The following is a 24995-nucleotide window of genomic DNA, read 5'->3' as shown; positions in this document are numbered from 1 at the left end:
ACGCTAGGCTCCGCGCCCCGGACGGGAAAGATATGGCGATCCAAGGACTGGAATTGGCAAAGGCTTGCGCAAAGGCAGCGGACGAAATCCAAGCGGAGAAGATCCGTGTCTGGGACCTCCGCGGGCTCTCGAATCTGACCGATTTCATGATCGTCTGCTCCGGCTCGTCCATGCCCCACCTGCGCGCGATCTTGCGTGATATCCGCGGCAACGTGGAGGAGCAGTACGGTGCCCGCCCGGCGAATGCCGAGGGTAACGCCGACACCAAGTGGGTGGTGCTCGACTACATCGACGTGATGGTGCACGTGATGCACGAGGAACTGCGCGACTACTACGGTCTGGAAGACCTCTGGGCCGACGCGAAGGAAATCGAGTGGAAAGGCTGACGCGGCCGGTTTGAGTCCGCTCTTGCGTCCGGGGCCTTCCCGCCTTCTGTCTCGTGCGTGCGCATTGAGATCCTGACCACGGGCACCGAGCTTCTGCTCGGCAAGGTTCTGAACACCCACGGCAAGTGGTTCGGGGAGGAGCTTTTCAAACTGGGCATGCGCATCCAGCGCCTGACCACGGTGCCGGATGGCGATGCGATCACGCAGGCGATCCGCGAATCCGTGGTCCGCGCCGATGTATTGATCATCACCGGCGGCCTCGGGCCGACCAGCGATGACCTGACGCGCGAATGCGTTTGCGAGGTTCTTGGCATCGAGCTGATTGAGGACGAGGCCGCGGTGCGTTCGCTGGAGGCCTTCTTCGCCGCGCGGAACAAGGTGATGGCGGAGTCGAACCGCAAGCAGGCCCAGGTGCCGGTGGGAGCGGACGTGCTGCCGAACCCGAATGGCACCGCGCCGGGGATCTACATCCCGCCGCGCCTGAATGGAGCGGCGAACTGCGCCGTCTTCCTGCTGCCGGGACCGCCACGTGAGCTTTATCCGATGTTCCGCGCCGAGGTCGCGCCGCGCTTGGTGGCGCTTGCGGGTCTCGCAAATCCTCCGGGCATGCTGGAACTCAAGATCACCGGGGTGGGGGAGAGCGATATCCAGGAGGAGATCGATGCCAAGCTCGCGGAGGTCCCCGGCCTTGAGGTCGGATACTGCGCCCGCGTGGGTGAGGTGGACGTGCGCTTGATCGGCGACGAAGCGGCGATTGCCGCGGGGCGTGATGTGACCTTGGCGGCTTTTGCCAAGCAGACTTTCTCCGAGGATGGATCGAGCTTGGAGGCAACAGTGGTGCGCTTGATGAGCGGCGCAGGGCTGAAGCTTGCGACGGCGGAGAGCTGCACCGGCGGACTGATCGCGAATCGGATTACCGATGTGCCCGGCAGCAGTGCCGTCTTCACGCATGGCTTCGTGACCTATGCGAACGAGGCCAAGCGCGATCTGTTAGGTGTGCCGCAGGAGATACTGGATGAACACGGTGCGGTCAGCGAACCGGTCGTCCGGGCGATGGCTGAAGGTGCCTTGCGGGTCAGCGGCGCGGATATCGCCGTGGCCGTCACCGGCATCGCCGGACCGGACGGAGGCACACCGGAGAAACCGGTCGGCACGGTGTGGCTGGCTTGGGCTGCCAAGGGCCAGGCGACGCTCGCGGTGAAACAGATTCACCCGCGCAATCGGAAGGACTTCAAGCTGGCGGTGAGCCAGGCGGCGCTGGATGGGGTGAGAAGGCTGGCCTCGAAGTAGCCAGGCCTAGTCCTGCTCGATCTTGAGGAAGGCCGTGCTGTCCGGAGACGGGAATTCGAATTCGATGCCTCCGGAAGGCGTGATCGAAACGTCGGAGCCTGCCGGAACGGGGAACACGGAAAAGCTGATCATGTCTGCGGCCTTTTCCCAGCGGGGCGTCAGCTTGATCCGGCCGCTCCTTGGATCCACGTCGATCTCGGGGGCTGACTGGCGGATGGCGTGGAGGATAGCGGGCGCTCCGGTCATCCACGGCAATGCGGATGCCATTCTCCCCGGCCTGCTCGAAACCGACGGGGAGCATCGTGCCATTCGAATCCCATGCCTTGAGCCCGCCGTAGGTCACCGCGCTGGCACCGCCCTGGTCTTGGAAGGAAATGCTGTCCCCGCCGGTGGAGACCTGCGGGTGGACACTGCCGCGGGTTGCCAGCCGGAGCAGCAGCGGAGCGGCCGGGTCGGCCCGCTCCGGGCGTTGCCGGATATCCCAGCCCTGTTCCAGGCCCCGGCTGTCGTTGATGAACCACTCGGTCAGGTTCTCATCGCGCTGGCAGGTGATTTTCCCGCCCTCGTGGCGGAGCTGTGAGGAGGAAGCTGCGGACAGCGTAAGGTCTCTCCATATCCTTTTAGATCCAAGCCCCAAGTCCAGGCTCCGTGATCGGGAATGACCGTGAAGCCCTGCCATCGAATTCAGCCGACCATTGTTGGCCGGGATTGCGGGCCACGAAGTCGCCGTCTTCCTGACGCTGCGGAGCATGCCGGGCGGCGTCATAAGTGGTACGGATATCGGCCAACCCGGCAGGCGCGAGGTCTTTGGGAACGGTCCCAAGGTCAGCGGCGAAGGCAAGGCCTGGCAGAGCGGCGAAGAGGGGAGCGAGGGTTTTCATCGCGGCTTGAGGAAAAGGTGGAAGGCGGATGCCTTGAGCCTCGGGCTTCACTCCTGGTCGATCCTGAAGAGCGCCGCGTTGTCCGGAACCGCGAATTCGAATTCGATGGCACCGCTAGGACTGATCGCGACAGAGGAGCCCGCCGGGGCGGGGAAGTTGGAGAAGTCGCTGAGATTGGTCGCCTTCTTCCAGTCCATCGTCAGCTTCACCCGGCCATTGGCCTGATTCCGGGCGATCGACGGCGTCCCGGTCCGGAGGGCTTGGACCTGCGAGGGAGTATAGAGCCCCGCGCCGTTCGCATTGGTGAGGTAGGTGTTGACCAGCGCGGTCTGCTTGACCTGCCAGTCGAAGTTGAGTCCCGGCATGTTGTATTCGGAGGCATCGCTCATGCCGTCGCCATCCGTGTCGTTGACGAACGACAAGCCGGGGGCGGTCAGATTGAGGATGAAGTTGGAATTGTATCCGTCATTGGTGGGGATGGAGAGGGCGGCCGTCTTGGTGCCGCCGCTGGTGGGGGTGAAGAGCACCTTGAAGGTGGTGCTGCCACTGGGGCCGGGCAGGGTGCCGGGATCGGGCTGGGCGCTCACGGTGAACTCGCTGCTGCCCGAGACGCTCACCCGCGGACTGCCGCTCAGTTCCAGGGTTCCCGGCCCGGTGCTCGCGATCTCGAAGCTGGTCTCCCGCGAGCTGCCCGTGACCGCGGGACCCAAGGCCGCTGTGCCGCCACGCAGGATGGGGGCGGTGGCCAATCGGACCGCGAGGTCGGCAGGCAGCGGCCCATTGTAGTCGAGATGCGTGATAAACGCGGAACCGGATTGATAAATGGAGCTCAGGCGTGGCGGCTCAAGCCGTGTCACGCCGGTGCTGGCACTAGAGGCCTCATGGGCCCCGACGACCACCGTGTCCCCGGCGATTCCGACGCAACCGTGGAAGTCGTAGTAGTTGCCAGTCGAACTGGAGACGTCACCAGGAAAGTAGGCGAGTTGTGTCCAAGTTGTGCCGCTGCGGCTGAAGACATAGGCCGATCTGAGCGAGCCATTCATTGCCGCCACGATCACCTTGTCGCCGGAGATTGCCACGGCGGAGCCGAAAGATCCGACCCCGGTGTTGATATGCGGCTTGAGGTAGGCCTCCTGCGTCCACAATCCGCTGTTGCGGGCGAAGATATAGGCGGCACCGATGACGTTGCCATATCCCGCAGGAGGATTGTTCACGCCGGTGGTGGTGCTGCGCTCCCCTCTGGCTCCGACGATCAAGGTGTCGCCCGCAATTGCGACCGACCTGCCAAAAAGGTTATCGTTGCCAGGATTGCTGGCCTTGAGATAGGCCTGCTGGGTCCATGTCGCGCCGCTGCGGGTGAAGACGTAGGCGGCCCCCGCACCGCTGCGTTGGTTGTCGGCTTGGTTCGGGTTCACGCCGGGGAGGCTGCCATCTTCCTCCTCCGCTCCCACGACGGCTGTATCGCCGGAAATTGCGGTGGATATGCCGAAATAGTCACTTGCCTGGGTGTTGCTGGCTTTGAGATAGGCTTGCTGGGTCCAGGTGGTGCCGCCGCGGGTGAAGACGTAAGCGGCACCGGATCCACTTGCAGCGGTGCTTGCCTGGTCGCCATTCACGCCGGTGGCCGCACTGCTTTCCCACAAAGCTCCTACCAGCAGCGTATCGCCGGAGACCGCCACCGAGCATCCGAAGTTGTCGTTATCTGTGGCGTTGCTGGCCTTGAGATAGGCTTGCTGGGTCCAGGTCGTCCCGCTGCGGACAAAGACGTAAGCGGCACCGGCAGCGGACGCGAGGTTGTTCGATTGATCGCCGTTCACACCGGTTGCAGCGCTGTCTTCCCAGCGCGCGCCCACGACCAAGGTATCGCCTGAGATTGCCACCGAGCAACCGAAGCGGTCCCCGGCTTCGGTGTTGCTGGCCTTCAGGTAAGCCTGCTGGGTCCAGATGCTGCCATTGCGAACGAAGACATAGACGGCACCGGCCTCCCCGGCCGCGTTGCTTGTTTGATCGCCATTCACACCGGTGGCTGCACTGCCTTCGTAGGGGGCTCCCACGACTACCGTATCGTCCGAGATCGCCACGCAGAAACCGAACCGGTCAGAATCTCCGGCGTTGCTGGCCTTGAGGTAAGCCTGCTGGACGACGGGGTCGATGGTGATGGGATAGCGGGCATTCTGATCATCTACCGCGATGCGGATCCTGTCCTCACCGCCTTGCTCGAAACGGACCGCGAGCACCTTGCCCTCGGCATCCCAAGCCTTGAGACCTCGGTAGGTCAGGGCATTGCCGCCGTCTTCAGGCTGGAAGGAGACGCTCTCCCCACTCGCGGAAACCTGCGGGCGGAAGCCGCCTCGGCTTGTGAGATGGAGCCGCAGCGGGGCGGAAGGATCGGCGCGCTCGGGACGCAGCTTGATATCCCAGCCCTGCTCGAGCCCGCGGCTGTCATTGATGAACCATTCCGTTAGATTCTCATCCCGCTGGCAGGTGATCTTCCCGCCCTCGTGGCGGAGCTGCGGGGAGGTAGCCGCGGAAAGCGTCCGGCTTCCATATCCTGTTAGATCGAGGCCCCAGGTCCAGGCGCCTTCATCCGGAGTGATTGTGAAGCCCTTGCCATCGAACTCGGCGGACCACTGCTGGCCGGGATTGCGGGCGATGAGATCGCCCCCGCCTTCCTCACGCTGCACGGCATGCCGGGCGGTATCGTGGGCGGCACGGATGCCGGCCCAATCGGAGGCAGCAAGGCCTTCTGGTATAGTCTCATGATCGGCTGGCGCTGCGGCGAGGGCCAAGCCCGACCAGGCGGAGGAGAGAAGGAGGAGAAGGGTTTTCATCGGGAGTGAGGGATGAAGGAAAAGGGGACGCGGTGGGTCTCGAACCTTGGTTTTACGGCTGCCCGATCCGGAAGAAAGCGGCCCTCTCCGGCGCTGTGAATTCGAACTCGATCTTCCCGGAAGGGCTAATCGAAACCGCGGAATCCGCCGGTGCCGGGAAGTTGAAGAAATCGACGAGGTTGGTGGATTTCTTCCATTGCGTGCTCACCTTGAAGCGGCCGTTCGCTGGATTCCTGGCGACCAAGGTTTTCCCCGGATAGAGGGCCTGGACTTGTGCCAAGGTCGCGAACCCGGTGCCGCCCGCATTGGCGAAGTAGGTGTCTACCAAGGCCGGTTGCGCCACCTGCCAGTTGAAGTTGAGGCTGGCCATGTTGAATTCCGCGGCGTCGTTCAGGCCGTCACCATCCGTGTCGGTCGTGAAGGACAGCGAGGTCCCGGCCAGATTGATGGTGAAGAGGCCTTCATCTGAATCACTGTTGGGAATCGCAAGGGAAGCCGTCTTGAGACCTCCGGTGATGGGGGTGAAGAGCACCTTGAACGTGGTGCTGGCCCCATACCCGGCGATCGGGCTATTAGGCTGGGCGGTGAGGGTGAAGTCGCTGCTGCCGCTCAGGGCGACCTTTGGAGTGCCGGTCAGCAGGAGGTCGTCCACGGCCAGGTTGGCCAAGGTGAAGGTCAGCTCCGTGGAACCGCTGTTTTCCACAATCGGTCCGAAGGCCGTCGTCCCGCCGCTGAAGACATCGGCAGTCCCTTGTTTGATATGGATCTCGGATCCCGAGGTGAAAAAGTCCGTGACGAAGGTGTTGGTCAAGCTTGCCGCGACGAGCACTCCGTCTGAAAACGCCACTCTCCGGGCGAACTCTTGCTTACCGTTCAGGGTGTAGGGTGCCTTGAGATAGGTCTGCTGGGTCCAGGTCGTGCCGCTGCGGGTGAAAATGTAGGCGGCACCGGAGTCGAGCGCGACGTTGTCCGACTGATCGCCGTTCGCGCCGGTGGCCCGGCTGTCTTCCCAATTGGCTCCCACCACCACGGTGTCGCCGGAGATCGCTACGGAATAGCCGAACTGGTCGAGGTCTTCCGTATTGCTGCCCTTTAGATAACCCTGCAGGCTCCAAGTGCTGCCATTGCGGACGTAGATATAGGCAGCTCCCGCCCAGTTGTAGAAGTTATCGCGGGGAGCCCCTACCACCACCGTTTCACCGGAGATATCCACGGTGCCACCGAAAAAGTGTCCGTTGGAGCTGCCCGGGAAGTAGGCCTCTTGCGTCCAGGTCGTCCCGCTACGGCTGAACATAAATGCGGCTCCGCCACTGTTGTTCTTCGCGGAAGCACCTAGCACCACGTGGTCGCCGGAGATTCCCACCGCGCCGCCAAAGCCATCTCCTGCCACGCCGTTGTTGGCCTTGAGGTAGGCTTCTTGGGTCCAGGTGTTGCCGTTGCGGACGAAGACATAGGCGGCTCCAGAATTGGCCGCCGCATCATTGCTGCCGTCCCCGTTCACGCTGGTGGCATTGCTGTCTTCAGCGTAGGCACCCACTACGATGGAGTCGCCGGAGATTGCGACAGAGGTGCCAAACGCGTCATTCGCGCCGGTGTTGCTGGCTTTGAGATAAGCCTGCTGGGTCCATGTCGATCCGCTGCGGGTGAAGACATAGACAGCCCCGGAATTGGTGGCATCGTTGTTGTTCTGATCGCCGTTCACGCCGGTGGCGGCGCTGTCTTCATTCAAAGCCGCGATCACCAGCGTGTCACCCGAGATCGCGACCGCGTTGCCGAAGCTGTCATCTGCTGCGGTATTGCTGCCAGCGAGCAAAGCCTGCTGGGCCCAAGCCCCGCCACTGCGGGTGAGGACACGGGCCCCGACTACCACGGTGTCGCCGGAGACGGCAATTCCGGCGGGTCCAAGCAGGCTGCTTTGCTGAATGGCGACCGGATCGACGGTGATCGGGTAGCGGGCGCTCCGGTCATCGACCGCGATGCGGATGCCCTTCCCATCGGCTGGCTCGAAACGGACGGCGAGCTTCTTACCGTCCGCGTCCCATGCCTTTAGTCCACCATAGCTCAAGGTGCTGTCGCCGTCTTTCTCTTGGAAAGAAACGCTGTCGCCACTGGCGGAAACCTGTGCTTGGACACTGCCACGGATGGCTAGATGAAGGCGCAGCGGGGCGGTCGGGTCAGCGCGCTCGGGGCGCTGTTGGAAGTCCCAGCCTTGTTCGAGGCCACGGCTGTCGTTGATGAACCACTCGGTGAGATTGCTATCCCGCTGGCAGGTGATCTTTCCGCCTTCGTGGCGAAGCTGGGAAGGGGATGGAAGGGTGCGCTCCCCATACCCGGTCAATTCCAAGCCCCAGGTCCAAGCGCCGAGGTCGGGGGTAACGACAAACCCCTTGCCATCGAACTCCGCGGACCATTGCTGGCCGGGATTGCGGGCGAGGAAATGGCCGCTTTCCTGACGCCGCGGCGCATGCCGGGCGGCCTCATAGGCGGCGTGGATATCGGCCCATTCGGAAGGTGCCAGACCTTCGGGCACCTTGCCTGAATCCGGAGGCATACCAGCAAAGGCGATGCCGGACAAAGCTGCAGCTAAGAGGGGCGCGAGGGTTTTCATCGTGGGGGGTAAGCAAGGCGGTTGAGTATGGGCCGGGTAGCGAGACCCGGCCCAAGACCTAACTTATCCCATTCAAACAACCGTAAGATAGGGAGACGGTCCATCTCCGAATTGTAAAAAAGCGATGATTTCCGGGGCTCCGCGCGTCCCGGGGGGCCTGCGTTACGGCCTCGTCACAAGCCCGGCCGCGAGATAGGTGCCCCCGTCTGCTAGATTGCAGAATACAGGGAGGCGGATGGCGCAGCAAAGGCGCATCCCTCCTGAGGGGAAGTCCGCCAGCCGGAGGCCGGCGCGGACTCTTACACGCCGCAGGCGTGCACCGCTTCAGAACGGCACGTCGTCCGAGTAATTCGGCTCGCGGTCGAAGGCATCATCCAGCGAGGAGTTGCCGCGCGGCGGCTCTTGGCTGAAGTCATCGCCACTGCCGCCGCCGGATTTCACGAGCTTCCAAGCGTTCAGGTTCACGTAGAAGCGCTCCTTGTATTCGCTGCCACGGACGTCGAAGGAGACCTTGACGTTGTCGCCGATGCTCAGCTTGTCGAGCATGGCGGTCTTGTCCTTCACGCACTCGAACTTGATCATCTGCGGGAACTTGCCGTCCGGCACTTCCACCACGAACTCCCGCTTGATGAAGCCGCTGGAGAAGGTCTGCACGTCGAAGATGAGCTTCAGGGTGCCTTCGAGTTCGAATGATTGGGGCATGGCTGGCTAGTGGAGTTAAGGTTGGCGTTGGTAGCGGCGGACTTCGAAGGCGTCGTGCGTCTCGATCAGCTCCGGCTCCGCGAAGGCATGTTCGAATACCGGGAGCTGCGTGTCACCCGGGTAATTCTCGAAAACGCGGGAAACCAGCAATTCGTCCAGTTGGTCGAGGAAGGCGGCGTAGATCTCGGCCCCGCCGATCACGAAGACATCTCCCTCCAGACCGGGAAGCATGGCCAGCTCTTCCGGCGCGTGGATCACCTCGATTCCCGGGGCTGACCAAGACTGGTCCCGGGTCAGCACGATATTGCGGCGCTTGGGCAGCGGCCTGCCAATCGACTCGTAGGTCTTGCGGCCCATCACGATCGCATGGCCGGAGGTGGTCCGCTTGAAGAAGGCAAGGTCCTCCGGCAGGTGCCAGGGCAGGGTTCCGTTCCGACCGATCACACGCTCCGGGGTCATCGCGACAATGGCAATCAAACGCATCAAGATTCTCCTTCCTGGTCCTCCTCGTAGTGAAAGCGGTGCAAAATCCGGTGCATCACCGGCGCGAAGAGGAAGCCTGCCAGCGCCACGAAGAACAAGCCCGAGAAGAGTGCGTAGCAACCAGCGAAGATCTTGCCGGCATCCGTCGTCATCGCATCCACCGGTCCCATCCCGCCGAGGATCATCGAGGCATTGAGAAAGGCATCGATCCACCCCAAGCCGCCGATCGTGTGATAGCCGACGACGCCGATCACCAGCGCCGCAAGCACCGTCACCAGCGCGTAGGAAAAGCAGCGCAACATCCGCCACGCGAAGCGGTGCGTGCTGATGGGTTTATCCTCGCGGTGCTCGAAGTGGAACATGGATGCACTTAAACCGAGACTTCCGCCTTGATGTGCGGGTGTGGATCGTAGTTCTCCAGCCGGAAATCATCGAAGCTGAAGTCGTCCAGCTCGCGGACCTTCGGGTTGATCCACATCTTGGGCAGAGCCTTCGGATCGCGGGTGAGTTGTTCGCGCGCTTGGTCGAGGTGATTCTTGTAGAGGTGCAGGTCGCCGAAGGTGTGGACGAAGTCGCGCGCCTCGAAGCCGCAGACTTGGGCCAGCATCATCGTGAGCAGCGCGTAGGAGGCCACGTTGAAAGGCACCCCGAGGAAGAGGTCCGCCGAGCGCTGGTAGAGCTGGCAGGATAGCCCCGGACGGTCGGACTCCGGTTCGTGAACGAAGAATTGGAACAGGCAATGGCAGGGCGGGAGGGCCATGCGATTCAGCTCGCCGGGGTTCCACGCCACCACCAGATGTCGCCGTGAATGCGGGTCGCCCCGCAGCCCGTGGACGAGTTCCGCGATCTGGTCGACCTCACGGCCGTCGGGGGCGGGGAAGGAGCGCCACTGGCGCCCATAGACCGGGCCGAGATCGCCGCTCTCGTCCGCCCATTCATCCCAGATCCGCACGCCGTTCTCCTGCAGGTAGGCCACGTTGGTGTCGCCTTTAATGAACCAGAGCAGCTCGTGGATGATCGAGCGCAGGTGCAATTTCTTGGTGGTCAGGCAGGGGAAGCCCTCACGGAGATCGTAACGGACCTGCCGTCCGAATACGGAAAGTGTGCCGGTGCCCGTGCGGTCGGAACGTTCCTCGCCGTTCTGCAGGACATCGCGCATCAGATCGAGGTAGGCTTTCATGGCTGACTACAGGGTTAGCAGGCTTGCTGCTGGAATCAATCTTCAGCTCCAGGAGCTTTCCGGAGCGACTTCTTTTCAGAAAGCTGACGCTTTTCGGCCACCGAACGTTGCTTGGAGCGGCGCGAGCGCTTGCGGTTGGTGCGGCGGGCTTTTTCGATCGCCTGCTTCTGCGCCGTCGCCTTGTCGCGCTTGATGCCCTCAAAGGTGTCGCAGAGTGACTCCCGCGCCAGGTAACGGTTCGCCTCGCGCGAACGGCTTTCCTGACACTTCACCTGTAAGCCGCTGGGGATATGCTTCAAGAAGACGCAGGAGTTCGTCTTGTTGATCTTCTGCCCGCCCGAGCCGGAGCCGAGGATGAAGCTCTCGTGGAGGTCCTCCTCCTCGATGCCCAGCCGGGCCATGCGCTCTTCGAGCGCGGCTTGTTTTTCGGGGCTGGTCATGGTTCCGGCTGGGAGGATGGGTAGAAGGAGACCTCGAAATCCACTCCCAAGTTTGCCCAGCGGGCGCATTGACTGGCGCTGAGCCTCACGGAGCGGGTGAAGTAAGCGGGATCCCCGAAGATCCCGATGTCCACCACGCATCCCCGCAACGACTGGCCGAGGGCGGAAAGCTGCTGTTCCAGTTCGCCGAACCGTCGCAGCGCTTCCTCCAAGCATTCGCCGACGGGGCCTTCCCGGTCCACCAGGCAGAGATTGAAGCCGAAATTCTCGTGCTGCCGGGACTTCGAACGGCGGTCGCCGGGGGACCATCTGGCATCCAAGGGCTTGGCAAGCGATTCGACCGCCCGGGTCAAGCTGTCCGAGTCGCTGGCATGGCGCAGAACGATGGATGGCATGCCGTAGGGCTTGCTGGCTCTAGCCTGGGTGGCGGGCCGGCGCGTCCTGCACCCGCTTGCAATAGGCAGCGGCAGCGGCGGCGATTTGGGGCGCAAGATTAGCCTCCGGCTTCGCGAAGGGTGGCACGAACCAAGGAAAGGTGCCGATCAGGTCTGTGGCCACCGCCACCTCGCCGTCGCAAGTATGCTCGCCACTGCCGATGCCGATAGTCGGTGCAGCAATTTGACTGCTGATCCACTCCGCGACGGAGGGGACCACGCTCTCCAGCACGATCGCGAAGACCCCGGCATCCACCAACGCCTGCGCGCCTTCCAGCAGAGCGGCGCTTTGCTCGGGGGTCTTGCCCTTCTTGCGGTAGCCACCTTCTTCCAGCACCCGCTGCGGGAGCATGCCTAGATGGCCACAAACCGGGATTCCGGCGTCCACGATCGCGTGGACCTTGTCCGCCTGGCGCAAGCCGCCTTCCAGCTTCACTGCCTCAGCCCCGGCCTCCACCAAGCGCTTGGCATTGGCGAGTGCGGTTGCGGCGTCGGGATAGGTGCCGATCGAAAGGTCTCCCACCACCATCGCCCGTGGTTTGGCCCGGGCCACGGCTGCCACGTGGTGCAGCATCTGCTCGAGCGTCACGTGGGTGGTGTCCGGATAGCCAAGAACCACCATGCCAAGCGAATCGCCGACCAGCAGGATATCCACACCGCCATCATCGAAGAGACGGGCGGTCGGATAGTCGTAGGCCGTTAGCATCGTCACCGGCGGGCCTGAAGCTTTCCGGCGGAGGATGGCGGCGGCTTTTTCGGATGCGGTCACGGCGGGCGGATGGCTTACCACGTCGCTTGGACAGTCACCAGCGGCGGTTCGTTAGAATCAAGGTGGCGGAGGTGTTCCGCAATCGAAACTTGATCGCCAGGCAGGATCAGGTCCGGCCGGATCTCCGCGAGCGGCTGAAGCACAAAGCGCCGCGAGGTCAGCCGGGGGTGGGGGAGGTCGAGGATTTCGCCATCGATCCGCTCCTCGCCGAAGTAGAGGATGTCCACATCGATCACCCGCGGCGCGTTCCGCTCCGGAACCGCCGTGCGGCCGAGCCGGAACTCGATCGCCTGGGTTGCATCCAGTAGCTCATGCGCGGTGCCCGTGTAGCCGATTTCGACCACCGTGTTGTAGAAATCGGGCGAATCGTCCGGACAATCCACCGGCTCCGTCTGGTAAACGGATGCTTGGAGCAGCGAGTCCGGCACCGCGACCCGCTTCAACAGGTCCCGGGCCTCCTGCAAGTGCTTCAGGCGGTTGCCCAAGTTTGACCCCAAGGCAATGCCCACACGTATCCCTTGAGAGACGGAAGACGGCAAGACTACAGACATAAGACTGGAAGGCACCGGGTGATTCTCAAGTCTGTCGTCTGTAGCCTTCAGATCTTCTGTCTATTTCAAGCCCAACACATCCTGCATGTCGTAGATGCCGGCCGGCTTGTTATAGAGCCAGACCGCAGCACGCACGGCACCGGCAGCGAAGGTCAGGCGCGAGCTGGCCTTGTGGGTCAGTTCCACCCGCTCGCCATCCGCGGCGAAGATCACCGTGTGGTCGCCGACCACATCGCCACCACGCAGGGTGTGCATGCCGATCTCGCGGGGCGCCCGCGGGCCGACGTTGCCGAAGCGGCCGTGGGCGATGTCCTCCTCGTATTTCGTGCCGGTTTCCTCGTTGAGGATTTCCAGCAGTCGGCGGGCGGTACCGGAGGGCGCGTCGATCTTGTGGCGGTGATGCATCTCCGTCACTTCGATGTCGAAGCGGTCCTGGGTAAGCACTTGCGCGGCCTTCTGGGTCAGCCAGAAGAGGGTATTCACCCCGATCGAGAAGTTCGGTGCGTAAACGATCGGCAGGGTCTTGGAGGCCTCGCGGATGGCCGCGCGCTCTTCATCGGTGTGGCCGGTGGTGCCGATCACCAAGTGCGTTTTGTTCACCAGCGCCGCGTCGAGCAGCTCCCTGGTGAACTTGTGCATGGTGAAGTCGATCACCGTGTTGGCTTGGGCGATCGCCGCGGCGAGATTCTCGCCGGCGTCGTGAGTAGCGGTCACGGTAACCGCGGGCTCTTGGCTCGCGGCTTGGAGGACGGCTTGGCCCATTCGGCCTGACTTGCCGGTGACTAGAAGTTGGATCATGGCGCTTTCCGGATGGTGGCTGTCCTTTTTAGCGGAGAAGTCCGAATTCGGTGAGGAGCGAGCGGAGCTGGGCCTTCCCGGAGTCGGTAAGCGGTGCCAGCGGCAGGCGCAGTTCCTCAGTGCAGTGACCTTGCAGGGCCACGGCGGTCTTGATCGGCACCGGGTTCACGTCCAGCGACATCAGGCCGCGGAAGAGGGGGTACCACTGCTTCTGCTGGGCCAGGGCCGCCACGAAGTCACCGTCGAGGCAGGTCTGCACCAGCTTCACCAGCACCTCGGGAACGAGGTTAGAGGCCACGGAGACGAGACCGACCGCGCCGCAGGACATGAAGGGCAGCGTCAGCGGGTCATCGCCGGAGAGGATCGAGAAATCCGCGGGCACCGCTTGGAAAAGCTGGTTCACGCGCTCGACCGAACCACCGGCCTCCTTGATGGAGACGATGTTCTTGCAGTCGGCGGCAAGGCGGGCGGCGGTTTCCACGCCAATCTCCACGCCGCTACGGCCGGGCACGCTGTAGAGCATCACCGGCAGGCCGGTGTTTTCGGCCACGCTACGGAAGTGGCGGTAGATCCCTTCCTGCGAAGGCTTGTTGTAGTAGGGGCAGACTTGGAGCGTGCCGGTCGCGCCGACCTTCTCGGCGGCTTGGGTCAGCTCGATCGCCTCCTTGGTGGCATTTGCCCCCGTGCCCGCGACCACTTGGCAGCGGCCCGCGGCGTATTCCACGGCGAGGCGGATCACCTCGATGTGCTCGTCGGTATCGACGGTGGGCGATTCGCCGGTGGTGCCGACGGGGACGATACCGGTGATGCCGGCGGCGATCTGCCGCTCGATCAGGGCTTTGAAGGCCGCGGCATCAATACGGTCGTCACGGAAGGGCGTAATCAGCGCGGTGTAAGTGCCTCGGAACGTCATGGCGGGCGGAGAATGAACGTGATTTGCCGCTCTTCAACCCGGAACCCGGGGAATATGAAATTTTCCGTCACAGACGGTAAGGCACCAGCACGTCCGCCGAGTCTTGAGGAAAGTCCCGCGTGTTCCGTGTAATCAGGCGGCAGCCCAGCATCCGTGCCGAGGCGAGGATGATCGCGTCCGGTAACTTCAGGCGCGGCACATGGTGTCGACGTAAGGTGAGGGCCGCTTCGGCGACATCCTCGCTCATCTCAACCACGTCGAACTGGGCGAGGAAGGTCCGCGCGATGTCCTCGCCCGGGGTATCTTTCACCCCGGCCAGCACTTCCATCCAGGTAATCCGGCTGATGCACCGGCGGCCGTAAGGCGAGGTGGCGACCTGCGCCTCCGGCACGCCATTAAGGAAGTCGATCAGGATATTCGTGTCGAAGAAGCCGGTCATTCCCACTCTCCGCGAAGTTCATCCTGATAAGCGAGGGCCTCACCGTAGTAGCCCTTCAGCGAGCCAAAACCGGTTAGCGGCTTGGGCACTGCGGGGGCCTTGCTCTTGCGTATCACGTATTCGGCCACCGCTTCCCGGAGGAGAGCAGCCCGCGAGACCGATTGCTGTTCGGCCACTTCATCCAAGCGGCTCAGGTCTTCGTCCGGCAAGTCCACGATGGTGCGCTTGCTGGCACTTCGATAGCTGACCTTCTTCCTTTCCATGCCTCGAGCATGGCATCTGCCCCAGTGATGGCAAGTTTTATCATCATATGATGCCATTTTTTGGCATCATATGGATCAAATCTCGATGTCGCCCTCGAAAACAAAGTCGGCGGGGCCGGTCAGCGTCACATTCGTAAAGCTGCTTTCGCCGGTCTTCTCGAAGCCGATCTCCAAGGTGTCGCCGCCCTTCACGTCCACCTTGATGGGGGAAGGTGCACCATCGAGCAGATGGTGCATGAGGGCGCAGGCCACCATGCCGGTGCCGCAGGCGAGGGTCTCATCTTCCACGCCGCGCTCATAGGTGCGGATGGCGATGTGACCGGGGGCGAGCACGGTGGCGAAGTTCGCGTTCGTGCCAGCGGGGGCGAAAGCCTGGTGATAGCGGACCGCCGCACCGTGGCGCACGACCTCGGTGCCTGGCAGATCCGCCACAAAAGCGACGACGTGGGGCACGCCGGTATTGATGAAATGCAAGGTGGCGTTCAGCTCCGGGATCTTCACGCCGGTATCAATCTTGAGGTCCTTCGGCTCGGACATCGCGATCCGGACCTCCTCGTCCACCAGCTCCGCGGCCAGGGTGCCAGCGATGGTCTCGAAGGTCACGCGCTCTGGCTCACCGTCCATGAGCGCCGCGGTGAAGCGGCCGAAGCAGCGGGCACCATTGCCGCACATCTCGGCCTCGCCGCCGTCCGCATTGTAGTAACGGAACCTGAAGTCGGCGCCGTTCTCCGCCGGCTCCACGGCCAGCAAGCCATCGGCGCCGACACCGCGGTGGCGGTCGCAGAGCGCTTCGATCTGGTCCTTGTCCAGGGCGACGGAAAGATCGCGGTTATCGATGACAACGAAATCGTTGCCGGCACCGTTCATCTTGTAGAAGTGGAGTAGCATGGTCGGAAAGTCTTAGGCTGCCTTGGTGGCTTCGATCAGGGGAGTGACGAACTCGCGGACCGCTTCGGCGGCGCGCTCGGGATTCAGCTCAATCTGCTTCACGATCGCCGACCCGACGATCACCCCATCGCAGGTTTTCGCAACCATCGAGGCCTGCTCCGGCTTGGTAATGCCGAAGCCGACGCAAACCGGGATCTGCGTGTGCGCCTTGATCTTGGCGACCTGAGCGCCGATGCCCTCGGAGGGCACGCCATGCGCGCCGGTCACGCCGGTGCGGGAGAGGGCGTAGATGAAGCCATCCCCGGACTGGGCCAACAGGCCTACGCGTTCATCGGGAGTGGTCGGTGCGATCAGGCGGATGTGCTTCAGCCCTTCGCCCTTGGCGAGATCGGCATTGAGCTTCGCCTCGTCCGGCGGCAGGTCGAGCAGCAGGATCCCATCGGCACCAGCGGCGGCAGCGTCCGCATGGAACTTCTCGAAGCCGTAGGTGAAAATCGGATTGAGGTAGGTGAAGAGCACGATCGGCGTCTCGTGCGTCTTGCGGAATTCCCGGATCAGATCCAGCGAGCGCGGCGTGCTCATGCCTGCCTTCAGGGCGCGATCCGCGGCCATCTGGTTCACGATCCCGTCCGCAAGCGGATCAGAGAAGGGCAGGCCCAGCTCGATCACGTCCGCCCCGGCATCGGCCAAGGCCTTCACCACTTCAAGCGAGGCTTCGAAGGAGGGGTCACCCGCGGCGACATAGGCGACAAAGGCCTTCTTGCCTTCCGAGCGGAGCCGGGCGAATGCGGCGTCGATGCGATTCATGGGGCGCGGAGCCTCTTCACTTCGCCCCCCGGTGACAAGTGCGGGTTTTCGGCTCAGGGCGGCGGGGCGATCGGCCGTCCGATGGCGTCGATCAATGTGTTCCCGACCATCACCACCAACTTCTGGCCGCCGTTCGCCTGCGAAAGGGCCACACCGTTGGCGTTCTCCGGCAGCGTGACTTGCTCCCGGGCTAAGGTTTCATCGCCGCCTTCCCCGCGACCCTTGAAGGCAAATTCGACTTGGCTCCCGAGTCCGTAGGGAACCGCCGTGGTCGCCAGTTTTACCCCGGTCCAAGTCTCTCCTCCCTCCTGGGTCGGCTTGGTGTTGATAAGCTCGATCATCGCATCTTCGCCGGCACGTGCCGTGATCGATGGCAGGGTCATCAGATCGACGCCCTTCTTCTGGGCGAGTTCGCGCATTGTGAGTTGGACCTCGGCGTCCGTAAGGGCTGCGCCGGAATTCAGCGAATGGGCGAGATCCTCGGGGAGCTCGATCACCTTGGCATCGATCTTGAGCTGCACCGGCCCCAGCCCGCCAAGCCCGCCGGTCTCTGCCAATGCCGCGAGCAACTCTTGCTCGGCTTCGCTCATGTGCTCGTAGGTGAAGCTGGGTCCCGACTGTGCGCATACCAGCTCGGGGTTGAATCCTTGGGCGATCAGCAGATCGCGGAGATTTGGCCTCGGGCGTGGCGGGTTTTCGGAGAAAGGATCGTCCTGCGGCGGGTCTTTCTTCTTGGTCTCGGCGAAGGGATCTTCCGCCAGCTTGGCCTCCGATGCCTTCGTCCCGGAAGTCAGCAGGTCCGCCACCTGGGAGGCCCAGTCGGGCGGAACCTCCATCTTGCCCTTGCGATCCGCCACGTCAGACAGCGCCTCTAGGCGGAAATTCGGCAAACTGCCCTTTGTGCTATTGCCGGCCATCGCCGCCACGTAGCGCAGGACCGTGCCGGCCGGAGCCCGCGGCGTGGTGCAGGTGAGCGGCTTGCGGGTCCGGGCGGAGGCAAGATCGACGCGTAGATCCAGCGCGGTTTCGCCCGTGGCTGTCGCCGTCTCGCGATAGGCGGCCACGATCGCAGCCACCGCTTCCTCGATTGTCGCACCCTCCAACTTGATCGGCGGCAGAAAGAAGCGTTTGAATTTCTCCTGTTCCTTGTCACTTGCCGGTTTCGGGGCGGTGGGCCGGGCTCCGCTTTTGCCGGACTTGGAAGGGGATGTTTCGTCCGGAGTCGCTGGGTTGCCGGCGATTCCCTGTTTCGATGCTTCGCCACCGGTTTTGGCCGCCATCAGCGCTTCGCGATTGTTCCAAGCGAAAAAGAGGCACAAAATGAGGATCGCCACCCCATAGGCCCAATTGCGTCTGGTCCGGTTTCTCGCCATTCGGCGTGATCCTTAGCGGGTTTCCTGGCAGGCTGGCAAGGATGCGTCGCCGGGCCCAGGCAGGGGAGCTTGTGAAAAATTTCACAAACGGGCTTGAGGGGCGTCCTCACCGGGCGCATCGTCCCGCCGGAGCCACCTATGGTCAGCGATTCCACCCAGACCGCCCACGCCGCCTACGATTCGAAGATCGAGGGCAACATCATCTTCACCCGCGTGGACGCGGCGATGAACTGGATGCGCAAGAATTCCATGTGGCCGATGCCCATGGGCCTCGCCTGCTGCGCGATCGAGATGATGGCTTCCGCGTGCAGCCGCTTCGACCTCAGTCGCTTCGGCATGGAGGTCATGCGCTTCTCGCCCCGCCAGGCGGACGTAATGATCGTGGCCGGCACCGTGACTTACAAGATGGCCCTCGCTGTGAAGCGGATCTGGGACCAGATGCCGGAGCCCAAGTGGTGCATCGCCATGGGCGCCTGCGCCTCCTCCGGCGGCATGTATCGCTCTTACGCCGTGCTGCAGGGGATCGACCGCCTGATCCCGGTGGACGTTTACATTTCCGGTTGCCCGCCGCGGCCCGAGGCTCTGATCGAAGGGCTCATGAAGCTGCAGCGGAAGATCGAGAGCGATCCCGCCCTCAGCAACCAGAAGAAGGAACTGATCGAGGACCTCGCCTGATCGTTAGATTCATTCTCCCATGTCGGCTGCCCAGGATATTGCCACTCTCTCCGCCAAGTTCGGCGCGGATGTCGTCGGAACCAAGGAGTTCCGCGGCGAGCACACCATCTCGGTGAAGCTCTCCGTGCTCCATGAGCTTCTGGCTACCGCCAAGAACGAGCTCGGCTACGCGATGATCATCGATATCTCGAGCCTCGACCACTTCGGCGAGGACCCGCGCTTCGAGATGGTCTATGAGCTGGTCACCGTCGATGACTCCAAGCACCTGCGCGTGAAGTCCAAGGTCTCCGAGGACGAGGAAGTCCCGACCTGCACCGACCTGTGGGTGGGTGCCGATTGGCATGAGCGCGAAGTTTACGATATGATGGGGATCCGCTTCAGCGGCCACCCCGACCTCCGCCGCATCCTCATGTGGGAGGGCTATCCCTTCTACCCCTTGCGCAAGGATTTCCCGCTGGCCGGCCGCCCGAGCGAAATGCCGGACGTCGCCTTCACCGGCGTCGCCCCGCTGGAAGGCGGTCCCTTCGTCACCAGCCCCGGCACGGGTGATGTGGTGACGCGCGAGCCGCGCGCCCGCGTGGTCAAGTAAGGCAGGCGACGGAACTCCTCCTGGCCGCCGCAGAATCCGGAACAGCAACCCCGAGCGCACCAAGGTCCTTCCCATTGGACCTTTGTGCCCGCATGCGAAAGGATGGCCCTGTGAGCGGTAGCGGAAAGCGGATGGAACGATGGCGCCGGCTCGGTGCGGATATCCGCGCCGCCAAGCTGACCATGGGCCTCGCCGCCTCCCTCTGCGTCGTCCAGATCATCCTCTCCCTGCTCGGCCAGCCCGACTGGATCTACGAGACCTTCGGCCTCTCCCGCGACGGCATCCGGGCCGGCCGCATCTGGGAACTCCTCACTCACGCCTTCATCCACGGCCCTTGGCCGATGATGTGGTGGCACCTCGCGCTGAATGCCCTAGCGCTTCTGGTGGCGGGTGCCCGCCTCGAACGCATCGCGGATGCCGCGGTCCTGCTCAAGGTCTTCCTCGCTGGCGTCCTGGCGGGTGGCTTGGTCCAACTCGCCGTCACCCCCAACCCCGAGAAACTCCTCGTCGGTGCCTCCGGCGGCATCTTCGCCGTCGTCCTCTGGCTGGTCACCGTCTCGCCCAGCGAACGCATGTGGCCCATCCCCGTCTCTGCCCGGAACCTGGGGATCGGTCTGATGCTGGCAGAAGCCGGCTTGCTGGTAACGGCTTGGTGCCTGCCGGACTCCGGCCTCGCCATCGTCGGCAACGGCTGCCACCTCGGCGGCGGCATCATCGGCTGGTGGCTGGCGCGCAAGAAACTCGGCCCGATGCTGACCCGCGAGGATCTGCTCAAGGAGCGGGCCAAGCGGGAGTCGGCGTGAGGTCTCATCCTATTATGAGGCTGCTTGGGGCTGCGGACATGGCGAGGCTTTTCGTTGAGCGGTTGAGTCCAACGAGTTCTATGCTTCACGATGGATCTTGAACCGGGGTGACCTCCAAGGTCTGCCGATGGTTATTCCGGGCAGGGTGTTGCGAGCCAAGTTCAGCGAGATCGTTTTACCCTTCCACGAGCAGGCACTCGCCTTGGAGGAGGTAAATCAGCTTCTGGCGCGATCGAGTGATCGACTAATTTCCGTCAAGCTGTCTGTCGAGAACCTCGACATCCGATCTTTGGCTAGTATGACCTAACTCTAACGAGAGAAGCATGAATCTGTCTGAGCCTTCACCCAGCCCATTCCGAGTAATTGCGCAAAGCGACAGGGTTCCCTCGAATGTGAAGGGATGGCTAGGATTCCTGAACCGAGATAGATGGGACGACTGGGGTAAGTATTGCACCCAGTTTTACCTGACAATAGTTGATCCAGAGGGTAAGCATCATGGCATAGGGCACGTGAAGATCGGGGAGTGGGGGCTCAAGCCGCATGCTGCGGCGTCCAATCTTCCCGTCGGATTTCGAAAGCCCAACATTCGATCAAACTTTGATTGGCTGGGAGATTACTTTTTCTCCGTAGGGCAGGACGACGAGTACTATTCAAATCTCAATTCACTTGGCGATGAGGTCCGCGAATGGGTTCTTCGTTGTCTTCGCGACGTTGCATGGGATGCGGAGAGGTGGGCGTGGGCGAAGGAAGAATATGTGATGGGTGAATCCCTTCTCCGATCGATCACGCGGACCACAGTGGAAGGCCAATTCCGCCGGATGGCACACGGAGACGCGGGGTTAACGCGATTTAATTTCGTGTATTCGCCCCCAAAGCGGCTGGGTGACGGCGCTCCTCCATTTATCTTGGACTTCAGTGTTGATCCTGAATCGCCGATTCCTACCAATGTGCACGTCCTTATTGGGAGGAATGGAGTGGGCAAGACTCGATTGCTCGCATTGATGGCAAAGGCGTTGGTCGCCACCGATGCGTCGGCGGCACAATCCGGGAAGTTTGAATTCAATGAAACTTGGGGTCGGGGTGGGGCCTTCGCAAACGTAGTAGCGGTGTCATTTAGCGCCTTTGATGAAGGCGACCTTCTTCCTGAGAAACGCCTTGGTCCGAATGGTCTAGGATATTCTTATATTGGGCTACGTGGTTGGTCGAGCGATTCGCCTACGGCTCCCATAAAGCCAAAGTCTCCCGCGGTCCTTGCACGGGAGTTCGTGGACAGCTTGAGCGAGTGCCGAATCGGCGCTCGAAAGCGTAGGTGGGTGAGAGTCATCGAAATCCTTCAATCCGACCCAGTCTTCCAAGCAGCTCAACTGACTTTGCTTATCGAAAAGAATCTTTCGGATAAGGAAGATTGTGATTCAGTTCTGAAGACGTTCAAGGCCCTTAGTTCGGGTCATAAGATTGTCCTCCTGACGTTGACTCGCTTGGTGGAGAAAGTAGAAGAAAAAACGCTGGTTCTGATTGATGAGCCCGAAGCGCATCTCCATCCTCCGTTGTTGTCCGCAATGACACGAGCTGTTTCCGCCCTCATGGTGGCGCGAAACGGAGTTGCGATCGTGGCCACGCATTCCCCCGTCATTCTCCAAGAGGTACCCAAGTCGTGCGTTTGGATCCTTAATCGGATTTTGACAGCGGCGAAAGCCGAGCGACCAGCGATCGAAACTTTTGCCGAAAGTGTGGGGATTCTAAGTCGAGAAGTGTTTCAGTTAGAACTTTCTCAGTCGGGATATCACCAGTTACTCGGGGAAGTGAGGAAGGCGGCATCGACCTACGAGGTCGCCATTGGGCGGCTGGAAGGCCAGCTTGGCTCTGAAGGAAGAGCGGTTCTGCGGGGGCTATTCTATGCCGGGAGGATCGAGTCATGAGATCGTTGCCTAGACCCACTGATGAAACTTTGCAGGCCTATGACCCGGGTGAGGTCTTCGAGACGTGCGTCTCGATGGTGAGAGACAAGGACCTTAAAAATCGCCTGAGGGCAACTAGGCCGATGGTCGAGTCCGATGCTAAAGACTACTTTGCCAAAGCTCGCGGGGCAGATCTCTACCAGTTGGTCGGCTATGATCCGGTTGGAATGGTTTCTGGTGAGGAGATGGTAGGAGTTTATACCCTTAGAATGGTTCCCAAAAAGTCCAAGGGACGCCCGATCTATGATCGGATCATGACCACTCCAGCACACAGCCGGTGTCCGATGTGTGGCATTGGAACTGTCAATACGCTTGATCACTATTTGCCGAAAACTCATTACCCCGTTTATGCAGTTGCGCCCGACAATCTGGTTGCCGCCTGCAAGTGGTGCCAAGGTGAGAAATCCGAGTACTTTCCCGCGAACAAAGCTGGACAGCTGCTGCATCCGTACTTCGACGACTTTGACGGCGAGATTTGGCTAGTGGCTGAGGTCATCGTAGGTTCGCCAGTCGCTTTTCGATTCTTTGCCGCTCCGCCAAGCCATTGGTCAGGCGACGATCAGGCACGGACGGCATCCCACCTCAAGGAGCTCAATCTCCCGACGTTGTTTGCTTCTAATGCTGGAAGTCGGCTTGCGGAGATTCGTGGCCGTCTGACCGGCCTATTCAAACTTGGCGGGAAATCCGTCGTCCGAGATCATTTGAAGGAAGAACTCGTGAGTATTGAGGCTGACCACCGGAATTCTTGGGTTGCGGCGATGTATCGAGCCGCTGTCGCGAGTGACTGGTTTTGTGATGGCGGGTTCATTCCAACCTAGCACGCGATGCCAAACTACCTATCAAAGGGCAATATCGAAAAGGCAGTGGTGTAAAAGGCTCGAGCGCCTGCACGACTTCGATTCTTTGGGCTGTTGTCGGACGAAATCAGTTCTAGCATTTTAGCATCACCAATCTGAAATTGCTGAATGTCGCCACTTCTTTACTCCTTGAATCTTAGTGCGACGGATGAGGGCGCGACCCTGGAAGGTTTGCGGTAGCTGAAGTGCCGTTGCCCCAACCTCAAACCAACTCCTCAATCCCCGCAGCAAGACGATCAATAATCGCCTCATCCGTCCGCGGGTTGAAGAGGACGGCCTTCCAGGCGGGGATGTCGATGCCGTGGGGGCGGTAGCCGATGCTGGTGGTGAAGCTGAGGCGGGCGTCGCGGGCGGGGTCGAGGGATTGCTGGCGCTTGTCGAAGAGGCGGCGGATCTCGGCGGCGTAGCCGGCGAACTTCGCGGGCGGGAGTTCGCCGGCTTCGAGGCGGGCGAAGATGTCCTTGGCGTTGCGGCCCTTGGGGAGGACCCACCAGACGACGCCGGGGCCGGTGGTCTCGAGGTTGAGGACCTTGCAGTGGTCGAGTTGTTCGAGGCGGTCCTTGAGGCGTTGGGCGAGTTCGAGGGAGCGGGCGATGAGCATCTGCCAGCCGGTCATGCCGATGCCATTGAGCGAGGCCATGACGGAGTAGGGGCCGAGGGCGGGCCGCGAGCACTCGAGGGTGAAGAGGGCGGGGTCGCGGCGGCCGTCGGCTTCGGAGAAGTAGGGTGTCTCGCTGACGTCGCGGGCGAGGTAGCGGAGGTCGCTGCGGTTGTTCACCAGGAAGGCGCTGCCGGGGTAGTGGCCCCAGCCCATCTTGTGGAAGTCGATTGTGATGCTGTCCGCCTGGCGGAGGCCGAGGGCGTGCTGCTGGGCGCGGTGTACCAGCGGCAGGAGTTCCGGGCAAAAGCCCAGCGGATTGGCCGCGCGGTCATACTCGCTGAGGAAACTGAGCGCCCAGCCGACCGCGGCATCGACATGCAACTGCGGCACCGGCTGGCCATGCTTGGCGGCGACCGACTCGATCACCCCGCGGATGCCCACGATGTCATCGACCCCGCAAGCATCGGTAGTGCCGAAGGTGGCGGTGACGAAGGCGACCTTGGTCCCGGCGCTGTAGAGTTCCTCCAGCTTCTCGCCTAACAGGTCGAGCCGCATCGCCATCTTGCCATCGGTCGGGATCGCATGCAGCTGCTCCGTGCCAAGCCCCAGCCAACCGGCGACGCTGCGGTTGCTGTAGTGCGCGGCGGCGGAGACGATGCCCGCGAGCTTCGCGCTGCCCAGGCCCTTCTGCATCGCGCCGGGCAGGACCTTCTCGATCCCGATCCGGCCGCCGTACATGTTAGAAATCGTCCCGCCCATGGTGAACACGCCCCACGGGTCCTTGGTGTGATAGAACAGTAGATTCGCGAGCGCAGTCACGGACTTCACCTCCAGTTCGTTCGAGCGCTGGCTGTAGGTGTCCGTGCACAGGTTCGGGTTCTTGAGCAGGCAGGCCAGTGCGCCGATGAGCGACGCGTAGTTCGCCGGGCCCTTCACGTTCTCCAGGTGCAGCGGCGAGGACCAACTGTCGGTGCCCCAGAAGAAGGGGAAGACCGCATCGCGCGCGTCCTTGAGATTGCCGGGCAGCACGTGGATCTCCGGATTCGCCCGCGCGGTCTCGTAGTTCTGCTCCATCTGCGCGACCGGCGGCAGTGTGTCCTCCGCGATCAAGGCGTTCAGGAATTCACGGAAGATCCCGGTAATCGCCTGCGGGTCGCAGTGGAAGAAGGTCTGCAGGATCTGTTCGTGGAGAGCGCGGTCCATGGAGGGTAATCATTCAACGGCCTAGCGGCCCTGATTGCGAGACGGATCTTGTGGTGTACGCCGGCAGGATCTGCTCCTTACCCACAGCTTGAGGTGCCGGAACTCCCTGGCGTGCCCGGTAGGGCGGCCTGGCCCAGGCCGCCGCGTGCGATCCCCGTGGATCTCAAGCGGGTGCAATGCATGAAGGTGATCCCCACATCGCCCGCGGCGCGCTGAGGCCAGCGCGCCCTACCGGGCGTGGTCCAAATGAAAAAGCCCGTCCACTCTCGTGGA

The 24995-nt window shown here is 62.3% G+C and carries 28 protein-coding genes; 8 read left to right on the top strand and 20 right to left on the bottom strand.

All coding sequences use genetic code 11. The annotated features are described in order from the left end of the window. Positions 1–53 precede the first annotated feature (53 nt). Positions 54–386 carry a ribosome silencing factor gene (gene rsfS / locus BV071_RS05585; RefSeq protein ID WP_265594106.1) on the top strand — a complete coding sequence of 111 codons (333 nt, stop codon included), beginning with the start codon at positions 54–56 and terminating at the stop codon, positions 384–386. Between the two features lie 57 nt (positions 387–443). Further along, positions 444–1676: a competence/damage-inducible protein A gene (locus tag BV071_RS05580; RefSeq protein WP_035603281.1), complete on the top strand. Its 1233-nt coding sequence runs from the start codon at positions 444–446 to the stop codon at positions 1674–1676. 6 nt (positions 1677–1682) lie between these two features. On the opposite strand, the gene BV071_RS05575 is transcribed toward BV071_RS05580, so the two are convergent. Beyond that, positions 1683–1808 (bottom strand): hypothetical protein, encoded by a 126-nt coding sequence (locus tag BV071_RS05575; RefSeq protein ID WP_265594105.1) that lies wholly within the window; start codon positions 1806–1808, stop codon positions 1683–1685. Between BV071_RS05575 and BV071_RS05570 the strand changes: the two genes are divergently transcribed. Then, on the top strand, positions 1807–2256 hold the full coding sequence (locus tag BV071_RS05570; protein WP_265594104.1) for a hypothetical protein: 450 nt from the start codon (positions 1807–1809) through the stop codon (positions 2254–2256). The genes BV071_RS05575 and BV071_RS05570 overlap by 2 nt on opposite strands. Positions 2257–2296: 40 nt before the next feature. Here BV071_RS05570 and BV071_RS05565 read toward each other — a convergent pair whose 3' ends face one another. The 18 genes from BV071_RS05565 to BV071_RS05480 all read right to left on the bottom strand — a co-directional run bounded on the left by BV071_RS05565 (position 2297) and on the right by BV071_RS05480 (position 17943). Next, on the bottom strand, positions 2297–2557 hold the full coding sequence (locus tag BV071_RS05565) for a hypothetical protein (RefSeq protein WP_035603276.1): 261 nt from the start codon (positions 2555–2557) through the stop codon (positions 2297–2299). A 47-nt stretch (positions 2558–2604) separates the two neighbouring features. Further along, complete coding sequence (locus BV071_RS32535; protein ID WP_052572936.1) at positions 2605–5388, bottom strand: choice-of-anchor D domain-containing protein; 2784 nt, start codon at positions 5386–5388, stop codon at positions 2605–2607. Between the two features lie 52 nt (positions 5389–5440). Continuing rightward, complete coding sequence (locus BV071_RS32530; RefSeq protein ID WP_081885810.1) at positions 5441–7996, bottom strand: hypothetical protein; 2556 nt, start codon at positions 7994–7996, stop codon at positions 5441–5443. A gap of 324 nt (positions 7997–8320) precedes the next feature. Continuing rightward, positions 8321–8698 (bottom strand): DUF3127 domain-containing protein, encoded by a 378-nt coding sequence (locus BV071_RS05550; protein ID WP_035603274.1) that lies wholly within the window; start codon positions 8696–8698, stop codon positions 8321–8323. Between the two features lie 15 nt (positions 8699–8713). Beyond that, the gene (locus tag BV071_RS05545; RefSeq protein ID WP_035603273.1) at positions 8714–9181 is read right to left on the bottom strand and encodes a dihydrofolate reductase; all 468 of its coding nucleotides are present in this window, start codon (positions 9179–9181) and stop codon (positions 8714–8716) included. Further along, the gene (locus BV071_RS05540; RefSeq protein ID WP_035603271.1) at positions 9181–9543 is read right to left on the bottom strand and encodes a hypothetical protein; all 363 of its coding nucleotides are present in this window, start codon (positions 9541–9543) and stop codon (positions 9181–9183) included. The genes BV071_RS05545 and BV071_RS05540 overlap by 1 nt, the downstream gene beginning before the upstream one ends. Before the next feature lie 8 nt (positions 9544–9551). Beyond that, a complete protein-coding gene (locus tag BV071_RS05535) occupies positions 9552–10361 on the bottom strand; it encodes a thymidylate synthase (protein ID WP_035603269.1) in 810 nt (269 codons plus the stop codon). A gap of 35 nt (positions 10362–10396) precedes the next feature. After that, positions 10397–10801, bottom strand: a complete 405-nt coding sequence (locus tag BV071_RS05530) for a peptide chain release factor-like protein (protein ID WP_035603267.1) — start codon at positions 10799–10801, stop codon at positions 10397–10399. Beyond that, on the bottom strand, positions 10798–11196 hold the full coding sequence (locus BV071_RS05525; RefSeq protein ID WP_035603265.1) for a hypothetical protein: 399 nt from the start codon (positions 11194–11196) through the stop codon (positions 10798–10800). The genes BV071_RS05530 and BV071_RS05525 overlap by 4 nt, the downstream gene beginning before the upstream one ends. Before the next feature lie 19 nt (positions 11197–11215). Continuing rightward, positions 11216–12004, bottom strand: a complete 789-nt coding sequence (panB, locus tag BV071_RS05520; protein ID WP_052572990.1) for a 3-methyl-2-oxobutanoate hydroxymethyltransferase — start codon at positions 12002–12004, stop codon at positions 11216–11218. Between the two features lie 14 nt (positions 12005–12018). Continuing rightward, on the bottom strand, positions 12019–12555 hold the full coding sequence (gene folK / locus BV071_RS05515; RefSeq protein ID WP_075090845.1) for a 2-amino-4-hydroxy-6-hydroxymethyldihydropteridine diphosphokinase: 537 nt from the start codon (positions 12553–12555) through the stop codon (positions 12019–12021). A gap of 60 nt (positions 12556–12615) precedes the next feature. Continuing rightward, positions 12616–13353: a 4-hydroxy-tetrahydrodipicolinate reductase gene (gene dapB / locus BV071_RS05510; protein ID WP_265594103.1), complete on the bottom strand. Its 738-nt coding sequence runs from the start codon at positions 13351–13353 to the stop codon at positions 12616–12618. 28 nt (positions 13354–13381) lie between these two features. Next, positions 13382–14266, bottom strand: a complete 885-nt coding sequence (dapA, locus tag BV071_RS05505; protein WP_035603263.1) for a 4-hydroxy-tetrahydrodipicolinate synthase — start codon at positions 14264–14266, stop codon at positions 13382–13384. 67 nt (positions 14267–14333) lie between these two features. Next, on the bottom strand, positions 14334–14705 hold the full coding sequence (locus tag BV071_RS05500) for a type II toxin-antitoxin system VapC family toxin (RefSeq protein WP_035603261.1): 372 nt from the start codon (positions 14703–14705) through the stop codon (positions 14334–14336). Then, positions 14702–14968, bottom strand: coding sequence for a CopG family transcriptional regulator (locus BV071_RS05495; protein WP_052572933.1), 267 nt, complete (start codon positions 14966–14968; stop codon positions 14702–14704). Before BV071_RS05495 ends, BV071_RS05500 begins: the two co-directional genes overlap by 4 nt. A 75-nt stretch (positions 14969–15043) precedes the next feature. After that, positions 15044–15856: a diaminopimelate epimerase gene (gene dapF / locus BV071_RS05490; protein ID WP_035603259.1), complete on the bottom strand. Its 813-nt coding sequence runs from the start codon at positions 15854–15856 to the stop codon at positions 15044–15046. 12 nt (positions 15857–15868) lie between these two features. Beyond that, a complete protein-coding gene (trpA, locus tag BV071_RS05485; RefSeq protein WP_035603257.1) occupies positions 15869–16663 on the bottom strand; it encodes a tryptophan synthase subunit alpha in 795 nt (264 codons plus the stop codon). Positions 16664–16716: 53 nt separating this feature from the next. After that, positions 16717–17943 (bottom strand): hypothetical protein, encoded by a 1227-nt coding sequence (locus BV071_RS05480; protein WP_265594102.1) that lies wholly within the window; start codon positions 17941–17943, stop codon positions 16717–16719. A 231-nt stretch (positions 17944–18174) separates the two neighbouring features. On the opposite strand from BV071_RS05480, the gene nuoB reads away from it, so the two are divergent. The 5 genes from nuoB to BV071_RS05450 all read left to right on the top strand — a co-directional run bounded on the left by nuoB (position 18175) and on the right by BV071_RS05450 (position 22879). After that, the gene (nuoB, locus tag BV071_RS05475) at positions 18175–18711 is read left to right on the top strand and encodes an NADH-quinone oxidoreductase subunit NuoB (RefSeq protein ID WP_035603253.1); all 537 of its coding nucleotides are present in this window, start codon (positions 18175–18177) and stop codon (positions 18709–18711) included. A 19-nt stretch (positions 18712–18730) separates the two neighbouring features. Next, on the top strand, positions 18731–19300 hold the full coding sequence (locus BV071_RS05470; protein ID WP_035603251.1) for an NADH-quinone oxidoreductase subunit C: 570 nt from the start codon (positions 18731–18733) through the stop codon (positions 19298–19300). A 131-nt stretch (positions 19301–19431) separates the two neighbouring features. Continuing rightward, positions 19432–20103 (top strand): rhomboid family intramembrane serine protease, encoded by a 672-nt coding sequence (locus BV071_RS05465; protein WP_035603249.1) that lies wholly within the window; start codon positions 19432–19434, stop codon positions 20101–20103. Between the two features lie 323 nt (positions 20104–20426). After that, positions 20427–22022, top strand: a complete 1596-nt coding sequence (locus BV071_RS05455) for an AAA family ATPase (RefSeq protein ID WP_035603245.1) — start codon at positions 20427–20429, stop codon at positions 22020–22022. A gap of 122 nt (positions 22023–22144) precedes the next feature. Then, positions 22145–22879 (top strand): hypothetical protein, encoded by a 735-nt coding sequence (locus BV071_RS05450; protein ID WP_265594101.1) that lies wholly within the window; start codon positions 22145–22147, stop codon positions 22877–22879. 241 nt (positions 22880–23120) lie between these two features. Here BV071_RS05450 and BV071_RS05445 read toward each other — a convergent pair whose 3' ends face one another. Continuing rightward, entirely contained in the window at positions 23121–24722 is a 1602-nt protein-coding gene (locus tag BV071_RS05445; RefSeq protein WP_035603242.1) for a pyridoxal-dependent decarboxylase, read from the bottom strand. Positions 24723–24995 lie beyond the last annotated feature (273 nt).

The sequence above is a fragment of the Haloferula sp. BvORR071 genome, assembly GCF_000739615.1.
In the GTDB taxonomy this organism is placed as follows: domain Bacteria; phylum Verrucomicrobiota; class Verrucomicrobiia; order Verrucomicrobiales; family Akkermansiaceae; genus Haloferula.
This window is presented reverse-complemented; position numbering and strand designations above follow the sequence as displayed.